Here is a 16016-nt window from a genome sequence, read left to right as displayed (position 1 = left end):
CTGACCTGCAAACTTGGCGCTTCTTTTGCCAAGCGCTTTACCTTTCCTTGGCAATTGGGGTACTGTTCATTGCACGGAGGGGAGTACTCCCTGTCGCTGCGACGTACCCGTCAATACGGATCCGGCCAGATCCCGGGGCGTCGGCCCATAGTGGGTGGAAGAGACCTCCGGCGCGCGACGACGCTGACATTTGCCGTTACGACTGCCGGAGGCGCAGCAGTGGAAGTTTCCACGACCCTATGGGTCCTGACCATCGTGGGCCTTGCCGCCCTGATCGCCGTCGATTTCTTCATCGGCCGCAAGCCGCACGACGTCTCGATCAAGGAAGCCGGTATCTGGACGGTCGTCTGGATCGCACTGGCCGGCCTCTTCGGCCTCGGCCTGCTGATCTTCGGCGGCGGACAGGCCGGCGGTGAGTTCTTCGCAGGCTTCATCACCGAGAAGTCACTGAGTGTCGACAACCTCTTCGTCTTCGTCCTGATCATGGCGAAGTTCGCGGTGCCGTCCCAGTACCAGCAGCGAGTGCTGCTGGTCGGTGTCCTCATAGCCCTGGTGCTGCGGGCGATCTTCATCGCCGCGGGGGCCGCGATCCTCGCCAGCTTCGCGTGGGTGTTCTACCTCTTCGGTGCCTTCCTGATCTGGACCGCCTGGAAGCTCATCCAGGAGGCCAAGGCCGGCGATGAGGAAGAGGAGTTCGAGGAGAACAAGCTGCTGAAGGCGGCCGAGCGCAGGTTCGGTGTCGCTGACCGGTACCACGGCACCAAGCTGTGGATCCAGGAGAACGGCAAGCGGGTCATGACCCCGATGCTGGTCGTGATGCTGGCTATCGGTACCACCGACGTGCTCTTCGCCCTCGACTCCATCCCGGCGATCTTCGGTCTGACCCAGGACCCGTACATCGTGTTCACCGCCAACGCCTTCGCGCTGATGGGTCTGCGGCAGCTGTACTTCCTGATCGGTGGCCTGCTGAAGAAGCTGGTCCACCTCAGCTACGGCCTGTCGATCATCCTCGGCTTCATCGGCGTCAAGCTGGTGCTGCACGCTTTGCACGAGTCCGGGGTGCACGTCCCCGAGATCAGCATTCCGGTCTCGCTGGGTGTGATCTGCTCCGTCCTGATCGTCACCACGATCACCAGCCTGAGGGCCTCCAAGAAGAAAGCGGAGGCCGAGGCGGCGCAGGAGCGGAGCGAAGGCGCTCCGAAGGACAGCATCGACGTCTGACCACGTCGGACGTAGAAAGAACCAACACCGGGAGTGGTGCCGAGCGAATTGCCGAGCACCGCTCCCGGTGCTTCGTTGGGTGCTGGTGTCCCCGTCCGGGGACACCACGGCCGGGGGTGGAGGCACCTGTGGACGCACCCATCAAGTTCGTACAGATCATCGACTTCGAGACCGAGCGCATCGACGAGATGCGGGAACTGGCCCACGAGACGGAGCAGCGCCTGGCGGGCCGCGAAGGCGGCCCCACGCGACGCATCGTCCTCAAGGACCGGGGGCAGCCCAACCGCTACCTCGTAGTGATCGAGTTCGCCTCCCACGAGGACGCGATGCGCAACAGCGACGACCCCGAGACGACCAAGTTCGCGGAGCAGATGGCCGCGCTGTGCACCGCGCCGCCGTCCTTCACGGACTGCGACGTACAGGAGACGACCGATTTCGCGTAGCGACATACGAAAGACAGGGGCCCCGCAACCCGAGGGCGCGGGGCCACCTGACAACCCCTCGGACCGGAATGCGAACCCTCAAGCCCTCTGCGACGATCGCTCCATGATCGCTCGGCTCAGGCCGCTCACCACCGGGTGGACGTTCCTCGTGCCGGTGCTCGCGATCGTCCTGCTGGTCTTCACCTGGGGACGAGACCTGCCCGGCGCGGTCGTCGCGCTGGTGACCCTCGTCCTCGCAGGCGCCGTGCTGGCCGCCGTCCACCACGCCGAAGTGGTCGCCCACCGGGTCGGCGAACCCTTCGGCTCGCTCGTCCTCGCCGTGGCCGTCACGATCATCGAGGTCGCCCTGATCGTGACCCTGATGGTCGACGGCGGAGACAAGAGCGCCACCCTCGCCCGGGACACGGTCTTCGCGGCCGTGATGATCACCTGTAACGGCATCGTCGGCCTGTCCCTGCTGGTCGCCTCACTGCGGCACCGTACGGCCGTCTTCAACCCCGAGGGCACCGGCGCCGCCCTCGCAACAGTCGCCACCCTGGCCACGCTCAGCCTCGTGCTGCCGACGTTCACCACGAGCAAGCCGGGCCCGGAGTTCTCCACCGTGCAGCTGACGTTCGCCGCGGTCTCCTCGCTGATCCTGTACGGCCTCTTCGTGACCACCCAGACCGTGCGGCACCGCGACTACTTCCTTCCCATCACCCGGCAGGGCGACGTGATCACCGCGGACGCCCACGCCGACGCGCCCTCCCGCCGCACCGCCCTGATCAGCCTGGGGCTGCTGGGCCTGGCCCTGGTTGGCGTGGTCGGCCTGGCCAAGGGAGTGTCGCCCACCATCGAGTCAGGGGTGGTGGCGGCCGACCTTCCGCATGCCGTCGTCGGTGTGATCATCGCTCTGTTGGTGCTGCTTCCCGAGACGATCGCCGCGCTTCGCTCCGCCCGCCGTGACCGTGTGCAGACCAGTCTGAACCTCGCACTCGGCTCGGCGATGGCCAGCATCGGCCTGACCATCCCCGCGGTCGCCCTGGCCTCCATCTGGCTCTCCGGCCCGCTCGTCCTCGGCCTCGGCCCCACTCACATGGTGCTGCTCGCCCTGACGGTGGTGGTGAGTGCGCTGACGGTGGTGCCAGGGCGGGCGACACCGCTGCAAGGCGGCGTCCACCTGGTGCTGTTCGCGGCCTACCTGGAGCTCGCGCTCAATCCGTAGCTGCCGAGTGTGGCAGCACCCGGTGTCCCGTGGTCATGGCGTTCCGGAGCCCGTCACCCCGTGGCGGGCTCCGCCGCCACGGCAGCCACCGGACGCGTCTCGGGCAGCAGCGCGAAGCACCCCAGGCTGAGCAGCGCGACCCCCGTCAGATACGCCCCCACACCCCAGGGCACCCGACCACCCTGCTCGACGAGCGCAGTCGCCACGATCGGCGTGAGCGCGCCCCCGAGGACGCCGCCGAGGTTGTAGCCCACCGCGGCGCCCGTGCAGCGCACCCGGGGCTCGTACAATTCCGGCAGATACGCGGCGATCACCGCGAACATCGTGATGAACGCGAGCATCGCCCCGAGGAAGCCGAGGAACATCAGCAGCGGCTCGCCCGTGGCGAGAAGCGCCACCAACGGGAACATCCACAGGGCGGAGGCAGCGCACCCGATCAGACACAGGGGCCGTCGGCCGTACCGGTCGCCGAGAATCGCCACCACCGGTGTGAGCGAGCCCTTCACCACCACCGCGCCCATGATGCAGACCAGCATGACGCCGCGGCCCACGCCGAGCCGTTCGGTGGCGTAGGCGAGCGACCAGGTCGTCACGGTGTAGAAGATCGCGTATCCGATCGACAGGGCCCCGGCCGTCAGCAGAACGAGCCGCCAGTGGTCGCGGGCGACCTCGGCGAGCGGCACACGCGCGGGCTCGTCGATTTCGAGGAACCGAGGACTCTCGGTGAGCGACGACCGCAGCCACAGCCCCACCAACGCGAGCACTCCCGCCGCCCAGAACGGCACCCGCCATCCCCACGCGGCGAACTGCGCATCGGACAGCGTCGCCGACAGCCCCAGCACCACACCGTTGGCGAGCAGGAAGCCCAGCGCGGGCCCGACCTGCGGGAAGCTCGACCACAGGCCCCGCCGCCCGGCGGGCGCGTGCTCCACCGTCAGCAGCACGGCCCCGCCCCACTCACCGCCGAGCCCGAGCCCTTGCAGAAAGCGCAGCAGGAGCAGCAGCAGGGGAGCGGTCACCCCGATGGTGTCGTACGTCGGCACGCAGCCGACCGCGACCGTGGAGGCGCCGGTCAGCAGCAGCGAGGCGACGAGGACCGGCCGGCGTCCGTGCCGGTCCCCGATGTGCCCGAACAGCACCGACCCCAGTGGCCGCGCCACGAAGCCCACGCCGAACGTCGCGAAAACGGCCAGGGTTCCCGCCACCGGCGAGAACGTCGGGAAGAACAGCGGCCCGAGGACCAGCGCCGCCGCCGTCCCGTAGACGAAGAAGTCGTAGAACTCGATGGCCGTGCCGACGAGCGACGCGGCGGCGAGCCGCAGCATGGAGGGCGCCTTTACGGTGCGTACGTCGTGCATGCTGCGTCAACTACCCACGGTGACCACGAGTTACGGGGGCGCGCGGGGGCGGTCGGCCGCGTTCAGTACGTGACGGTGATGCGCCGGGCGGGGCCATCGACACGCACGGTGCCGCCGTAAGGGATGACGAGTTGCGGGTCGGTGTGTCCGAGGTCCACGTCGAAGACGATCGGGGTGGTGGGGGCATACATGCGCATGGCGCGCAGCACGGCTTCACGCTGCTCAGCGGCGTAACGAGCGGCCTCCTCCGGGCCATTGGGGTGTTCGAAGGACCACGTCTTCGCGCGGCCCATCAGCAGCGCGGAGAAGCGCTGGAGCAGCCCGCGTTCGCCCATGTTGCGCAGGGTCCAGAAGACCTCGTTGGCGCTCGGCAACTCCTCCGACGTCTCCAGCAACAGCACCCCGCCGTCGTACTCCGAGAGGTCACGCGCGATCTCCCGGTCGGCCATCAGCAGCCAGCCGACGATCTCCAGGCAGCCGCCCCAGGTGCGGCCTTCCACCACCTGGTCGGCGTTCACCCAGGTCCACCCGGTTCCGGGCCGCGTCTCCGGCTCCGCATCGAAGGTCGTGGGGTCGGCCCAGTCGCGATTGATGTCGTTCCAGCGCTCGGCGGGCCCGAGTTCGTACTCGCCCGAGGTGAACAGGGCCGCCCGCAGCGAGTCGGCGGTCTGCGGGTGCATGGCGCCGGGGCGACCCAGCTCGCACATCACGCTCACGCCGTGATAGCCGACGATTCCGGCGTTGCTCAGGAACATGAGCAGGTTCGTGTTGTCGCTCATTCCGAAGAACGGCTTGGGGTTCGCCCGGATCAACTCCCGGTCCAGCAGCGGCAGCACGGTGATCTGGTCATCGCCGCCGATGGACGCGATGACCGCCTTGATGTCCGGGTCGGCGAAGGCGGCGTGGATGTCGTCGGCCCGCTCCTGAGGCGTGGAGCCCATCTTGCAGGTCGCCGGGTACTCGACAGGTTCGAGCCCGTACTCCTTGCGCAGCCGCTCCAGACCCAGCTCGTAGGGGAGCGGGAAGAGCCCGGGCAGGCCCGCACCGGGGGAGATGATGGCGACGCTGTCGCCGGGGGAGGGCTTGGGAGGGTACGAGATCACGGTCATACCGGGAGGGTAGGACGCACGGCGTGCCTTGTGCACCGTGATAAACCGGGGTCTGAGCAGCGGTCTTCGACGGACCGCGCAACCCCGAACGGACCGGAGGAACCGTGCCCCGCATCCTGGCCAACGCCCCGATCATGATCCTCAATGGCCCCAACCTGAACCTGCTCGGCCAGCGCCAGCCGGAGATCTACGGCTCCGAGACCCTGGCCGATGTCGAGGCTCTGTGCGTCAAGGCGGCTGCCGCGCACGGCGGCACGATCGACTTCCGGCAGTCCAACCACGAGGGGGAGTTGGTCGACTGGATTCATGAGGCACGGCTGAATCACTGCGGGATCGTGATCAACCCCGGTGCCTACTCGCACACCTCCGTGGCGATCCTGGATGCGCTCAACACCTGTGACGGTCTTCCGGTGTTGGAGGTCCACATCTCCAACATCCACAAGCGCGAGACGTTCCGGCACCACTCGTACGTCTCGCTGCGCGCCGACGGGGTCATCGCGGGGTGCGGTGTGCAGGGGTACGTGTTCGGCGTGGAGCGGGTCGCGGCGCTGGCCGGGGCGGGGCAGGCGGACACGTGATGTGGGCGGGCGGGGCGCAGATGTAAGGACCGCCCTCCATGGCGGGGCGGTCCTTACACGCGCCTACAGTGCCTGAACATGCCTGGGCGGCCTTACAGGCGTCCCGCCTCCACGATCCTCCGCAGGAAGCGCCGGGTGCGCTCCTGCTGCGGATCGCCGAAGATCTGCTCGGCCGTGCCGTGCTCCAGCACCACGCCACCGTCCAGAAAACAAACCTGGTCGGCCACCTCGCGGGCGAACCCCATCTCGTGCGTGGCCAGCACCATCGTCATCCCGTCGTCCTTCAAGTCACGGACCACGGTGAGGACTTCGCCGACGAGCTCGGGGTCGAGGGCGGCGGTGATCTCGTCGAGCAGCAGCAGCCGGGGGCGTACGGCCAGGGCGCGCACGATCGCGACCCGCTGCTGCTGACCGCCGCTCAGCCGGTCCGGGTACTCGCCGGCCTTGCCGGCCAGCCCGAGCCGCTCCAGCAGCTCACGCGCGCGTGCCTCGGCCTCCGCCCGGGAAACGCCGTGAACGCGCCGCGGTGCGAGGGTGATGTTCTCCAGGACCGTCATGTGCGGGAAGAGGTTGTACGCCTGGAACACCACGCCGATACGGCGCCGTACGGCGTCCTGGTCGACGCGTGGATCGGTGATCTCCTCGCCGTCCAGCCAGATCGCGCCGTCGTCGATGTCCTCCAGCAGGTTCGCGCACCGCAGCAGCGTGGACTTGCCGGAGCCGGAGGCGCCGATCAGCGCGGTCACCGTGTGCGGGGTGACCTCCAGGTCGACGTCCCGCAGGACGACCGAGCTGCCGAAGGTCTTGCGTACGGACTCCATGCGCAGCACGGGTACGTCGCTCACAGGGCTCCTCCTTGGGCGCGCCGACGGTCCATCCGGGCCGTCACCCAGTCCGTGAAGCGTGTCATCGGGATGGTCAGCGCCACGAAGACCAGGCCCGCGACGATGTACGGCGTGTAGTTGAGGCTGCGGCCCACGATGATGTCCGCGGCCCGCACGGCGTCCACCGCACCGCCGATCGAGACCAGCCCGGTGTCCTTCTGCAGCGACACCAGGTCATTCAGCAGGGGCGGCACCTGACGGCGTACGGCCTGGGGCAGGACGACGTGCCGCAGTGCCTGGCGGTTGGTGAGGCCGAGCGAGCGGGCCGCGGCCCGCTGTGAGGGGTGGACGGACTCGATGCCCGCGCGGAACACCTCGGCCACGTACGCCGAATACGTCAGTGTCAGGGCCGTACCGCCCAGCAGTACGGGATCGACGGTCACGCCCTGCAGCCGCAGCGCGGGGACGCCGAGGACGACGATCATGAGGTTAATGATGAGCGGAAGGCCCCGGAAGAAGTCCGTGTAGGCGGCCGCCAGCGCCCGCAGCGGGAAGAACACCGGGCCGCGCAGCGTGCGGGCGACGGCGATGAGCATCCCTAGAACCAGCACGGCCGCGCCGCAGATCAGCAGCAGCCGGACGTTCAGCCAGAGCCCTTCGAGGATCTTCGGGAACGCCTCGCGCGCGTACTGCCGGTCGAAGAACGTCTCCTTGGTGCGCGGCCAGCCAGGCGCGTTGACCACGACCAGGTAGAGAACGACGCCCGTGACCAGCGTGGAGAGCGCCGCGATGGCCGTGGCTCGGCGGGCGCGGGCACGCTTGTAGCGCTCGCGGTCGAGACGTCGCCGGGAGGGGACGTAGCCGTCGTCGCCCGCCCCGGACATGTCATCGTCGTCGTCCGCGCCTTCCTGGCCGGACTCCTCCTTCGTGACCGTCACTTGAGCACCGGAGCGTCGACGGCGTCCGACAGCCACTGCTGCTCGAGCTTGCCCAGAGTGCCGTCCTCACGCAGCGCGTCGACGGCGTCCGACACGCACGCGGTGAGCGCGCTGCCCTTGTCGAGCACGAGCCCGAACTGCTCCGGCGTACCGCCCTGGTTCTCGAACTGGCCGACGATCGTCGCATCCGTCACCTCGGCGGCGGTGATGTAGAAGGCGGTCGGCAGGTCGACGACGACGGCGTCGACCTGACCGTTCTTCAGCGCGGACTTGGCCTGGTCGTTCTTGGCGTACGCGGCGGCCTCCTGGGTCGGCTTCACCACGTCGTCGATGTAGCCGAGGCTGGTCGTGCCGACCTGGGCGCCGAGCTTGAGGCCCTTCAGGTCCGCGACGCTCTTCGCCTCGGCGGCCTTGGTTCCCTTCAGTGCGATGACGGCCTGGCGGACGTCGTAGTAGCCGGAGGAGAAGTCCACGGCCTTCTTGCGCTCGTCGCTGATCGACACCTGGTTGATGTCGAAGTCGAAGGTCTTCTCGCCGGGTGCGAAGGCCTTGTTGAACGGCACGCTCTGCCAGACGACGGCGCTCTTGTCGTAGCCGAGTTGCTCGGCCACGGCGTACGCGACCGCCGACTCGAAGCCCTCGCCACTGGCCGGCTTGTCGTCCTTGAACCAGGGCTCGTATGCCGGCTCGTCGGTGGCGATCGTGAGCTTGCCGGAGGTATTGGTGGCCAACTCGCCCTTGGCGCAGGCGCTCCCCGCCGATCCCGACGGTGTTCCGGCGGCTTTCTCCTCCGGCTGCGGAGCACAGCCGAGAGCGGTGGCGAGCAGGGCGGTCGTGGCGACGACGACGGCGCGGCGCAGTGCGCGAGGGGCAAGGTGCATGGCGCGAGATTGGCAGTGGGCCGTCGTGTTTGTCGAGGTCACGACGGTCAGTTTCCGCATAGTGGGAAGGGGTGTTGCGTTCTTGTGAACACAGCCCGCTTCCACGGCACTTCCACGGCAGCAGCAGCCGCCGGGGCCGCCGGTCGAGGGCGGGGTTGAAGACCGGCGGCCCGTACCGCTCAGGAGCCGTCATCCTGCGCGGGGCTGCTTCCAGTTGACTGCGCAACAACGCGCCCCGGGAGCGCGCGCAGCACACCAACGTGTGTGAACGGTTCACACGGGGCGCGTGCGCGGGGAGCGCAGGGCGCGCGTACTGGACGGGGCGGCCCTCACCAAGCCCCGCCGGGCGGTGACCAGCCCTGCCGTCACCAGCCCCGCGCGCGCCACTCCGGCAGATGAGGCCGTTCCGCGCCCAGCGAGGTGTCGTTGCCGTGCCCCGGGTAGACCCATGTCTCGTCCGGCAGGGTGTCGAAGATCTTCGTCTCGACGTCGTGGATCAGACTGGCGAACGCTGCAGGGTCCTTACGGGTGTTGCCCACACCGCCCGGGAACAGACAGTCCCCGGTGAACACATGGGGATGTCCGTGCGGGTCGTCGTAGACGAGAGCGATGGACCCCGGCGTGTGCCCGACCAGGTGGCGTGCGGTGAGCTCCACGCGCCCCACCCGGATGATGTCGCCGTCGTCGACCAGGACGTCGGTCGGCACCGGGATGCCGTCGGCGTCGTCGCGGCCGGCGTACGTGCGCGCGCCGGTGGCGTCGACGACCGCGGCGAGCGCCTGCCAGTGGTCGCCGTGCTGGTGGGTGGTGACGAGGGACGCGATGCCGTCGTCGCCGATCATGCCCAGCAGTGTCTCCGCCTCGTTGGCGGCGTCGATCAGCAGTTGCTCGTCGGTGGCCCGGCAGCGCAGCAGATAGGCGTTGTTGTCCATCGGGCCGACCGCGATCTTGGTGATCATCAGGTCCTTGAGCTCGTGCACGTCGGCAGGGCCACCGACCGTCACCTGTCCGCTGTACGTCATGTCGGCAGCCTATAGCGGCAGAGCGGTCCCTGGGCCGTTCGGGCCACCGGAGCGGGCAGGACGTTATGGGCAGGGCGGCCCAGGGACCGTACGGCTGTTACAGCGGGGGCAGCGACGGCAGCGTGCCGCCCTGCGCGGTCAGCGCGGAGCCGTCGCGGCGTCCGGCGAGCCACCCGAGGAGTTCGGGACCGGAACCTTGGACGGTGACCTCCGGAGTGCTCGCCTCGCGGCCCGTGCTCCACGCGCGCGTGCCGTCCGTGAGACGTGTCGACGGCACATCGGGGTGCCCGGTGAACCGCTCCGCGAGGAAGTCGATCTCCCGCTCCACGAACTCCGACGGCACGTCCTCCAGCTCGTACCCGATCCCGAGGTCCACATGGTGCAGCTCCACCTCGACCCAGCGCCGGAACGGCACCCGGGCCGCCGCGTCGGTGACCCCGTTGCGCAGCTCCACCGTGCGTGACCAGTCCGCGGGGACCGCTCCCGTCTCCTGGAAGCGGGCCCCGCTGTCGCGCACGTCGGTGAGCTGCGCATCGAGGGGCCGAGGGGCGTCCCTCTCGATGTCGGCGTCCCGGGCGGCGGCGGAGGCGTACATGGGGCGCCCCTCGAGGACGTTCACGAGGGCGTCGGCGTTGCGGGCGATATGGGCGAGGACGTGGCCGCGGCTCCAGCCGGGAAGCCGTGACGGCTCGGTCGCCGACGCGTTGTCCAGCTTGGCCGCTGCGGTGAGCAGCCTTTCGGTCGCTTCACGTACAGACACCAGGTCACGAGCGTGATCAATCATGGTGCTGACATTAGCCCCGCCACACCTTTGGGTGAAGGTGGTGAACGAGTGCCGTAAATCGAATGCGCGTGCTATAGGGTCGGTCGTGACGTCGGGCATGCTGGATGGCTCGGGATTGTTGTCCCATTCGGGAATCCGACCGGCGTTGTCAGTGGCTCCCCCTAGTCTGAAGAACACGGGGGCCTAGTCCGAGAAAACACGGGGGCCTCGCCCCCCTGTCACTTCTCTCAAGAAAGGTGCGGACCGGCGTGGCCGACCGTCTCATCGTCCGTGGCGCGCGCGAGCACAACCTGAAGAATGTCTCGCTCGACCTGCCGCGCGACTCGCTCATCGTCTTCACGGGCCTGTCGGGGTCGGGCAAGTCCTCGCTGGCCTTCGACACGATCTTCGCCGAAGGACAGCGGCGTTACGTGGAGTCGCTGTCGTCGTACGCCCGGCAGTTCCTCGGTCAGATGGACAAGCCGGACGTCGACTTCATCGAGGGTCTGTCCCCGGCGGTCTCCATCGACCAGAAGTCGACCTCGCGCAACCCGCGCTCGACGGTCGGCACCATCACCGAGGTCTACGACTATCTGCGTCTGCTCTTCGCGCGGATCGGCAAGCCGCACTGCCCCGAGTGCGGCCGCCCGATCTCGCGCCAGTCGCCGCAGGCCATCGTCGACAGGGTCCTGGAGCTGCCGGAGGGGAGCCGCTTCCAGGTCCTGTCGCCGCTGGTGCGCGAGCGCAAGGGCGAGTTCGTCGATCTCTTCGCCGATCTTCAGACCAAGGGCTACTCCCGCGCGCGTGTGGACGGCGAGACGATCCAGCTGTCCAACCCGCCCACGCTGAAGAAGCAGGAGAAGCACACCATCGAGGTGGTAGTCGACCGCCTCACGGTGAAGGACTCCGCCAAGCGCCGGCTCACCGACTCCGTGGAGACCGCCCTCGGCCTGTCCGGCGGGATGGTCGTGCTCGACTTCGTCGACCTTCCCGAGGACGACCCCGAGCGCGAGCGCATGTACTCGGAGCACCTGTACTGCCCGTACGACGACCTCTCCTTCGAAGAGCTGGAGCCGCGCTCCTTCTCCTTCAACTCGCCCTTCGGCGCCTGCCCCGAGTGCACCGGCATCGGCACGCGCATGGAGGTCGACCCCGAGCTGATCGTCCCGGACGAGGACAAGTCCCTCGACGAGGGCGCCATCCACCCCTGGTCGCACGGCCACACCAAGGACTACTTCGGCCGACTGATCGGCGCCCTCGCGGACGCCTTGGGATTCCGCACGGACATCCCGTTCGCGGGCCTGCCCCAGCGCGCCAGGAAGGCCCTGCTGTACGGCCACAAGACGCAGATCGAGGTCCGCTACCGCAACCGTTACGGGCGCGAGCGCGTGTACACGACGCCGTTCGAAGGGGCCGTCCCCTTCGTCAAGCGTCGGCACAGCGAGGCGGAGAGCGACGCCAGCCGTGAGCGCTTCGAGGGCTACATGCGCGAGGTGCCCTGCCCCACCTGTGAGGGCACGCGCCTGAAGCCGATCGTCCTCGCGGTCACGATCATGGAGAAGTCGATCGCCGAGGTCTCCGCGATGTCCATCAGCGACTGCGCGGAGTTCCTGGGCGAGCTGAAGCTCAACGCCCGCGACAAGAAGATCGCCGAGCGTGTGCTGAAGGAGGTCAACGAGCGGCTGCGGTTCCTGGTCGACGTCGGCCTGGACTACCTCTCACTCAACCGCGCGGCCGGCACGCTCTCCGGTGGCGAGGCCCAGCGCATCCGCCTGGCCACCCAGATCGGTTCCGGACTCGTCGGCGTGCTGTACGTGCTCGACGAGCCGTCCATCGGTCTGCACCAGCGCGACAACCACCGGCTGATCGAGACCCTGGTCCGGCTGCGCGACATGGGCAACACGCTCATCGTCGTCGAGCACGACGAGGACACCATCAAGGTCGCCGACTGGATCGTCGACATCGGCCCCGGCGCCGGTGAGCACGGCGGCAAGGTCGTGCACAGCGGCTCCCTGAAGGAGTTGCTCGCCAACGCCGAGTCGCAGACCGGTCAGTACCTGGCCGGCAAGAAGTCGATCCCGCTGCCCGACATCCGACGCCCGCACGACCCGTCCCGGCAGCTCACGGTGCACGGCGCCCGCGAGAACAACCTCCAGGACATCGACGTCTCGTTCCCCCTGGGCGTGTTCACCGCGGTCACCGGTGTGTCCGGCTCCGGAAAGTCCACGCTGGTCAACGACATCCTGTACACGCACCTCGCGCGCGAGCTGAACGGCGCCCGCAGCGTGCCCGGGCGGCACACGCGGGTGGACGGCGACGACCTCGTCGACAAGGTCGTGCACGTCGACCAGTCGCCCATCGGCCGCACCCCGCGATCGAACCCGGCGACGTACACCGGCGTGTTCGACCACATCCGCAAGCTGTTCGCCGAGACCACCGAGGCGAAGGTCCGCGGCTACATGCCGGGCCGCTTCTCCTTCAACGTCAAGGGCGGCCGCTGCGAGAACTGCGCGGGCGACGGCACCATCAAGATCGAGATGAACTTCCTCCCGGACGTCTACGTCCCGTGCGAGGTCTGCCACGGCGCCCGGTACAACCGGGAGACCCTGGAGGTCCACTTCAAGGGCAAGTCCATCGCCGAGGTCCTGAACATGCCGATCGAGGAAGCCATGGACTTCTTCGAGGCCGTCCCGTCGATCAACCGTCACCTCAAGACGCTGAACGACGTCGGTCTCGGCTATGTCCGGCTCGGTCAGTCCGCGACGACCCTGTCCGGCGGTGAGGCCCAGCGGGTGAAGCTCGCCAGCGAGCTGCAGAAGCGCTCCACAGGCCGCACGGTCTACGTTCTCGACGAGCCGACCACCGGTCTGCACTTCGAGGACATCAGCAAGCTGCTGAGGGTGCTGTCCGGCCTGGTCGACAAGGGCAACACGGTCATCGTCATCGAGCACAACCTCGACGTGATCAAGACCGCGGACTGGGTCGTGGACATGGGTCCCGAGGGCGGCGCCGGCGGTGGCCTCGTCGTCGCTGAGGGCACCCCCGAGCAGGTTGCCGCGGTCCCCGCCAGCCACACCGGCAAGTTCCTGCGCGAGATCCTCGACGCCGACCGGATCAGCGACGCCGCCCCGGTGAAGGCGCCACGTCGGACGGCCGCCAAGAAGACGGTCGCGGCAGGAGCCACGGCGAAGAAGACGGCGACGGCCAGGACCGCGAAGACGGTCAACAACAAGGCCACCGACAAGGCGGCCGGGGCCACGAAGAAGACAGCTGCCGCGAAGAAGGCGACGCCCGCGAAGAAGACGACGCGGGCCCGCAAGGCCTGAGGCTCACGAGCGACGAGCCCGGACACATCCTGAAAAGTGCTGCGCCCCGCGGGAACTCCCCGCGGGGCGCAGCACGTTGGATCATCAGCGGCCCGATCCCTGTGGCTGCGACGAACCTTGACTGCTCAACAGCGAATTCGAATGGACAGAACGCCGCGTAGCGGAACGCCCCTCAGAAGTCCCCCACTTCAGAGGCATACGGCGGCTCGGCGCCCGCCCGGGAACAGGTGATCGCGGCAGCCCGCGTCGCGAACCGCAACAGCCGTGTCCAGCCGTCGGCGCCCAGACCCGCGAGCGCCTCGGCGGACAAGGCGTCCTGGGCGGCCAGGCCGTGCAGCAGGGCCGCGTTCACGGTGTCGCCCGCACCTATCGTGTCCACGACGTCGACCTCCTCACCCGCCACGGAGTGCTCGGCGCCGTCCCGCGTGAAGGCGGTCAGCCCCTCACCGCCCCGAGTGATCACGACGGCCGAAGGCCCCGCGGCCAGCCACTCGCGCGGTGTGCCGCCCAGCCACAGCGCGTCCTCCTCGGAGAGCTTCAGCAGCGACACCGACGGCAGCCAGCTCTTGAACCGGGCCCGATATCCATCCGGGTCGGGGATCAGCCCGGCCCGGATATTCGGGTCGAGCGCGGTGAACATCCCTTGCGAGGCAGCGCTGCGCATCAGCTCCTCATAGGCGCTCGCTCCCGGTTCCAGGACGAGCGAACATGTACCGAAGGACACAGCGCGGGTTCCCGCTGGCAGCTCCGCAGCCGCCGTGAAGAGCCGGTCGGCGGTGCCGTCGACATAGAAGGAGTAGGCGGCAGAGCCCTTGGTGTCGATGGTGGCGACCGCGAGCGTGGTCGGCTCCATACCGCGCTGCACGGCCGACACGTCCACTCCGGCCGCCCGCAGCCCGTCGAGCAGGGCCTCGCCGAAGGCGTCATAGGACGTTCGGGAACAGAAGGCGGTGGGGGAGCCGAGGCGGCCGAGGGACACGGCGGTGTTGTAGGGGCCGCCGCCGAGCGCCGGGTTCAGGCTCGCGAGGGCGCCCGTGCCCTGCGGTACCAGGTCGATCAGGGCCTCACCGGCGACGACGATCACGAGACGGTTCCTTTCACGGACGTCAGGGGCTGTTCGGGGCTGTCGGGAGTCGGGGGCTTGGCGGTGCCCTCGGACCTCGCGGATTTCTCGCCCCTCGCGGACCTCCCGGACCGCCCCGGCTCTTCGGCGCACCCGCACGAGGTGCGATGCACGAAGGCGCAGGGGAGACGCACGGTCCGGGCGGGCCCGTCGGGTGAGGCGAGGCGGTCCAGGAGCACGCGGACGGCCTGAGCGCCGATGTCCCTGCTGGGCTGGGCTATCGCGGTGAGCCTGGGCGAGAACAGGTCGGCCCAGGCGAAGTCGTCGAAGCAGCACAACGCGATGTCGTCGGGCACGGACAGGCCGTGGTCACGCAGGGCGCTAAGGGCACCGATGGTCATCGCGTTGTTGGCGGTGACGAGCGCGGTGGGCGGCGCGGCGAGGGACAGCAGCGCGGCGGTGGCCCGTTCGGCTGCGGCCGACTCGGAGTCGCCGTGCACGACGAGGCGCTTGTCGTACGCGAGCCCGGCCGCCGTCAGACCGTCGCGGTAGCCGGTCAGCCGCTCGCTGGTGGTGCTGAGCCCCGGCAGGCCGGCGACCAGGCCGATCCGACGGTGGCCGAGGTCGGCGAGATGGGTGACCAGCCGGGCCATGGGTGCGGCGCTGTCGGCGCAGACCTGGTCGAACCCCGTCGCGCCGTCCGCCGGGGCGTCGACCACACGGTCGAGAAGGACGGTCGGCACCTTGTGGCGCCCGAGATAGGCGAGGAGCTCGTGAGGTTCGGCGGAAGGAGCGACGATCATGCCGTCCACCCGGCGCTCGTGCAGGAGCTGGACGACCTTGCGTTCATGCACGGGATCGTCGTGCGGGTCGGCGATGAGAAGGCTGTAGCCGTGTTCCAGGGCGCCCGCTTCGACGCCCTGGAGTATCTCGGTGAAGTAGGGGTTGCTGATCGCCGACACCGCGAGCCCGATGGACCGGGTGCGAGAGGTCACGAGGGAACGGGCGAGGGTGTTGGGCGTGTAGCCGAGCTCGTCCATGGCGTCCAGCACCGCCTGGCGGGTGTGGGGCAGCACCGGCCGGGTGCCGTTCAGCACGTGCGAGACGGTCGCCACGGACACGCCGGCGCTCCGCGCGACGTCGGCCATGGTTGCCATCACGATCCCCTCCCTGTGCCGGCCCCTCCCTGGGACACGCGACCCGCGCGCCGCGGGGTTCTGGCGGGGAACGTATCCCATTCGGCGCCGCACGTAAACGCTTGCGCAATCGTTTACGTCCCCTCCACG

At 68.9% G+C, this 16016-nt stretch carries 14 protein-coding genes; 5 read left to right on the top strand and 9 right to left on the bottom strand.

Features of this window, described 5'->3' with window-relative positions; genetic code table 11:
- Window positions 1-219: 219 nt before the first annotated feature.
- The 3 genes from ACWGDB_RS17350 to ACWGDB_RS17340 all read left to right on the top strand — a co-directional run bounded on the left by ACWGDB_RS17350 (window position 220) and on the right by ACWGDB_RS17340 (window position 2868).
- On the top strand, window positions 220-1221 hold the full coding sequence (locus ACWGDB_RS17350; RefSeq protein WP_453823213.1) for a TerC/Alx family metal homeostasis membrane protein: 1002 nt from the start codon (window positions 220-222) through the stop codon (window positions 1219-1221).
- Between the two features lie 128 nt (window positions 1222-1349).
- Complete coding sequence (locus ACWGDB_RS17345; protein WP_453823212.1) at window positions 1350-1664, top strand: hypothetical protein; 315 nt, start codon at window positions 1350-1352, stop codon at window positions 1662-1664.
- Between the two features lie 103 nt (window positions 1665-1767).
- Window positions 1768-2868, top strand: coding sequence for a calcium:proton antiporter (locus ACWGDB_RS17340; RefSeq protein ID WP_453823211.1), 1101 nt, complete (start codon window positions 1768-1770; stop codon window positions 2866-2868).
- Window positions 2869-2921: 53 nt separating this feature from the next.
- Here the strand turns inward: ACWGDB_RS17340 and ACWGDB_RS17335 are convergent, their stop codons facing one another.
- Window positions 2922-4193: an MFS transporter gene (locus ACWGDB_RS17335; RefSeq protein WP_453823364.1), complete on the bottom strand. Its 1272-nt coding sequence runs from the start codon at window positions 4191-4193 to the stop codon at window positions 2922-2924.
- A gap of 95 nt (window positions 4194-4288) precedes the next feature.
- The gene (locus tag ACWGDB_RS17330; RefSeq protein ID WP_453823210.1) at window positions 4289-5335 is read right to left on the bottom strand and encodes a S66 family peptidase; all 1047 of its coding nucleotides are present in this window, start codon (window positions 5333-5335) and stop codon (window positions 4289-4291) included.
- Between the two features lie 104 nt (window positions 5336-5439).
- Between ACWGDB_RS17330 and aroQ the strand changes: the two genes are divergently transcribed.
- Window positions 5440-5913 carry a type II 3-dehydroquinate dehydratase gene (gene aroQ / locus ACWGDB_RS17325; RefSeq protein WP_453823209.1) on the top strand — a complete coding sequence of 158 codons (474 nt, stop codon included), beginning with the start codon at window positions 5440-5442 and terminating at the stop codon, window positions 5911-5913.
- A gap of 92 nt (window positions 5914-6005) precedes the next feature.
- On the opposite strand, the gene ACWGDB_RS17320 is transcribed toward aroQ, so the two are convergent.
- The 5 genes from ACWGDB_RS17320 to ACWGDB_RS17300 all read right to left on the bottom strand — a co-directional run bounded on the left by ACWGDB_RS17320 (window position 6006) and on the right by ACWGDB_RS17300 (window position 10362).
- Window positions 6006-6734: an amino acid ABC transporter ATP-binding protein gene (locus ACWGDB_RS17320; RefSeq protein ID WP_453823363.1), complete on the bottom strand. Its 729-nt coding sequence runs from the start codon at window positions 6732-6734 to the stop codon at window positions 6006-6008.
- A gap of 20 nt (window positions 6735-6754) precedes the next feature.
- Window positions 6755-7675, bottom strand: a complete 921-nt coding sequence (locus ACWGDB_RS17315) for an amino acid ABC transporter permease (RefSeq protein WP_453823208.1) — start codon at window positions 7673-7675, stop codon at window positions 6755-6757.
- Window positions 7672-8556 (bottom strand): ABC transporter substrate-binding protein, encoded by an 885-nt coding sequence (locus tag ACWGDB_RS17310; protein ID WP_453823207.1) that lies wholly within the window; start codon window positions 8554-8556, stop codon window positions 7672-7674. Before ACWGDB_RS17310 ends, ACWGDB_RS17315 begins: the two co-directional genes overlap by 4 nt.
- Window positions 8557-8921: 365 nt before the next feature.
- Window positions 8922-9578, bottom strand: a complete 657-nt coding sequence (locus tag ACWGDB_RS17305) for an MBL fold metallo-hydrolase (protein WP_453823206.1) — start codon at window positions 9576-9578, stop codon at window positions 8922-8924.
- Window positions 9579-9675: 97 nt separating this feature from the next.
- Window positions 9676-10362, bottom strand: a complete 687-nt coding sequence (locus ACWGDB_RS17300) for a maleylpyruvate isomerase family mycothiol-dependent enzyme (RefSeq protein WP_453823205.1) — start codon at window positions 10360-10362, stop codon at window positions 9676-9678.
- 248 nt (window positions 10363-10610) lie between these two features.
- Here ACWGDB_RS17300 and uvrA point away from each other — a divergent pair, with 248 nt between their 5' ends.
- Entirely contained in the window at window positions 10611-13667 is a 3057-nt protein-coding gene (gene uvrA, locus ACWGDB_RS17295; RefSeq protein ID WP_453823204.1) for an excinuclease ABC subunit UvrA, read from the top strand.
- 172 nt (window positions 13668-13839) lie between these two features.
- On the opposite strand, the gene ACWGDB_RS17290 is transcribed toward uvrA, so the two are convergent.
- Window positions 13840-14751, bottom strand: coding sequence for a carbohydrate kinase family protein (locus tag ACWGDB_RS17290; protein WP_453823203.1), 912 nt, complete (start codon window positions 14749-14751; stop codon window positions 13840-13842).
- Window positions 14748-15887 carry a LacI family DNA-binding transcriptional regulator gene (locus ACWGDB_RS17285; RefSeq protein ID WP_453823202.1) on the bottom strand — a complete coding sequence of 380 codons (1140 nt, stop codon included), beginning with the start codon at window positions 15885-15887 and terminating at the stop codon, window positions 14748-14750. The genes ACWGDB_RS17290 and ACWGDB_RS17285 overlap by 4 nt, the downstream gene beginning before the upstream one ends.
- Window positions 15888-16016 lie beyond the last annotated feature (129 nt).

The sequence above is a fragment of the Streptomyces sp. NPDC055013 genome (assembly GCF_053608645.1).
The sequence above is the reverse complement of the archived record's forward strand: the minus strand, read 5'-3'. Positions and strand labels throughout refer to the sequence as shown.